This window comes from Longimicrobium sp., assembly GCF_036280135.1.
GTDB lineage: Bacteria > Gemmatimonadota > Gemmatimonadetes > Longimicrobiales > Longimicrobiaceae > Longimicrobium.
The window spans coordinates 1-3,019 of the sequence record NZ_DASURI010000011.1; the positions used below are offsets into that span (position 1 = coordinate 1).

The window sequence follows — 3,019 nt, forward strand, 5'->3', positions numbered from 1 at the left end:
TGAGGTTGGCCTCCTCCGCCACGCCAAAGAGCACCTCCGGCGAGCGCAGGGCCCGGTGGGCACCGCGGGCCAGGGCCTCATAGCCGTACACCTCGCGCGTCTCCGTCACCACGATGGGGTGGTAGACGATGTAGACCGCGCCCTCGCGCAGCGTCTCCTTGAGGTCCGCCACCTTGCGCGCCCGCTCGCGGCTTTCCACGCTGCGGGCCGCCTGCGCCGCCTCGCGGATGCCGCGGTAGATGATGCGCTCCGTGCGGATCTTGGGGTTGCGAAAGAGCGTCGTGGAGCCCACGTAGATCTCGAACAACCCCGCGATGTCCTCGCCGTGCTCCGTCTCCAGGCGGCCGCGCACCTCTTCTTCCAGCTGGCGGGCCATCTCGTTGATGGCAGCCTCCGTCTGCTCCACCCCGTCGCCCAGGTCGGCGAAGAAGATGAAGTCGTCGTCGCCCGTGTGCGACACCATCATCACGCTGTCCGCGCCCTCGTAGCGGGCGTAGAAGTCGCGCACGGCCGTGGCCGTCGTCTGCAGCACCTCGTCCAGCTTTTCCCAGCCGTAGATCTCCTCCAGCTTGCTGTAGCGCACGAACTCGATGTACAGCAGCGTCAGGCGGCCGCGGCGGTCCAGCATCTCGCGGCCCCGCTCGATCATCACCGGCAGGGTGGGAAAGCCCGTGAAGCGGTCGTACAGCAGCTCCTCGTAGCGCAGGTGGTCCGCCGCCTCGCGCGTGGCCAGGGGGCGCACGCGGCGGCCGTTGCGCTCGCACGCGCTCAGGAACCGCGCGGCCAGCTCCTCCTCCGTCGCCGTGGTGAGCACCCACTCCTCCGCCCCCTCGCGGGCGGCCTGGCGGGCCTCGTCCTCGTTGCGGCAGGCCACGACGAGCGCGATGGCGCGCGTGGCCGCCTCGGCGCGGGTGCGCTCCAGCAGCCCGCGGCGAAACTGCACGAGGGCCGCGTCGGGGTGCGTGCGCAGCAGGGAGAAGAACTGCTCGTCGTGCGCGGCGGAGCCCTTCTCCGCCGGGGTCACGACGGTGAGCTCCGCCTCCAGCCGCCGGGCCGCCGCCTCCAGCCGTTCGCGGAACTCCTCGTCCGCGGCGTATCCCACGATCCTCACGCCTGGCTGCCCCGGGCCGCCAGGTTGCGCGCCACCTTTTCCATCAGGTCCTTGAAGTCAACCGGCTTGACCACGTAGTCGTCCGCGCCGCTGCGCAAACCCTCGAACTTGTCCTCGAAGCCGCCCTTGGCCGTCACCATCACCACCTTGGTGTCGCCCAGCTGCGGGTGCTGCTTGATGACGCGGCACACCTCCCAGCCGTCCATGCCGGGCATCATCACGTCCAGCAGCACCAGGTCGGGCTTGATCTCTTCCATGCGCGCCAGGGCCGTGCGCCCGTCGCGCGCCTCGGCGATGGCGAACCCGCGCGATTCCAGGAACGCGCGGAGAATCTCCACGTTGTCGCTGTTGTCGTCCACCACCAGGATGGTGGCCTTGCTGTCTGCGGCTTCCACGGCCATTCCTCTCCCCGCACGGCGTTCCCGTTATCCCCTTCACGCGCTCGGCAAGAAGCAGGCCCGGGGGCGGCAACATTTTGGGGCAGTGGAGGTTAGAGTGCGTCGGTGCGAAGTGGGTCAGTAGACCAGTGCGAAAGTGCGAAAGTGCGAAAGTGCGAAAGTCGAGGAGAAGATGCGCGTCCGCCCGGCGCGGCGCGTGAGGCGAATGACCCATCAGCAGCGCAGGCACGCGCACGGACAGGCGTAGGAGAGCGGGACCGGATGGAAGTCTACACCCTCTCCCACGCAGTTTGTGGGAGAGGGTGGGCGAGCTTTGCGAGCCCGGGTGAGGGCCCGTCAGCCCCACTTCTGCAGAAAGCGCATCAGGGCGGCTTCCTCGGGATAGTAGCGGCCGGGCGCCTCGTCCTCGCGCGGCGTTTCGCGCATCAGCGGGGCGATGGTCTTGCCCTCGGCGTAGCGGTCCATCACGGCCGGGTGCACGTACGAGCTGCGGCAGACCGTGGGTGTGTTTCCCAGCTCCGTCGACACCAGCTTGCAGGCCAGCACCAGGTTCTTCTTGGCCTCACGCTCGCTTTGCGGCGGGCCCAGGTCCGCCAGGATGGTGGCCATGCGCACCGTGCCGCCCCAGGTGCGGATGTCCTTGCTGGTGTACTTGGCGCCCAGGATCTGCTTGATGTAGCCGTTCACGTCCGCGGCGGTCACGGGGCGCACCTTGCCCTCCTCGTCCACGAACTGGAACAGGCGCCGGCCCGGCAGCTGGAGGATCTCGCGCATCACCTCCACCAGCGGCGTGTCGGCCACGAAGGTACGCTGGTGGATGGACTTCTTGCCGATGTAGGTAAAGACCAGGTTCTCGTCCTGGATCCTGAGGTGCTTCTTCTGCAGCGTGGCGATGCCGAACGTCTTGTTGGTGATCGCGTACTCCTCGCTGCCGATGCGAAAGAAGCCGCGCATGATGAGCCGGACGACCGTCGCCAGCACGCGCTCGCGGCCCACGCCCTCGTGCTTGAGGTGCTGCTCCGTGGCTTCGCGCAGCCGGGGGATGGCGCGGGCGTACTCCAGCAGCTTGCGGTACTTGCGCTTGCTGTTCTTCGCGATGTTGTCCGGGTGATACCGGTACTGCTTGCGGCCGGCCGCGTCGGTGCCGTACGCCTGCACCTTGGCGGCCGGATCGGGGCTGATGTGCACGTCGGTCCACGCCGGCGGGATCGCCAGCTTCTTGATGCGGGCGAGCGCGGGCGCGCTGCGCAGCGGCTTGCCGTCGCCGCGCAGGTACTCGAATCCCGATTCCGGCGTCCCCACCCGCCGCCAGGGCCGTTCGGCCTTTGCTTTCGCTGGTTTCCGTGCCATCGTGGACGGGGAGGATACAAGGAGTGTTCCGCAGGACGCGGAAGAGATAGCCATCTGCTTGCGAGGGGAAGACTCGCGCCGGGATTGTGCACCGTCGTGGAGCGTGTCTCGCCCGCGGAGGGCCCCCTCCCCCCGACCCCCTGCCCCCGCTTCGCGGGGG

General features: G+C 68.7%; 3 protein-coding genes. All 3 read right to left on the bottom strand.

Features of this window, described 5'->3' with window-relative positions; genetic code table 11:
* Positions 1–1,111 (bottom strand): hypothetical protein (locus tag VFZ20_RS00320; RefSeq protein WP_329681812.1); only part of this gene is annotated, 1,111 nt, incomplete at its 3' end.
* On the bottom strand, positions 1,108–1,506 hold the full coding sequence (locus tag VFZ20_RS00325; RefSeq protein ID WP_329681813.1) for a response regulator transcription factor: 399 nt from the start codon (positions 1,504–1,506) through the stop codon (positions 1,108–1,110). The genes VFZ20_RS00320 and VFZ20_RS00325, both read right to left, overlap by 4 nt.
* 339 nt (positions 1,507–1,845) lie before the next feature.
* Positions 1,846–2,811, bottom strand: a complete 966-nt coding sequence (locus VFZ20_RS00330; RefSeq protein WP_329681814.1) for a hypothetical protein — start codon at positions 2,809–2,811, stop codon at positions 1,846–1,848.
* Positions 2,812–3,019 lie beyond the last annotated feature (208 nt).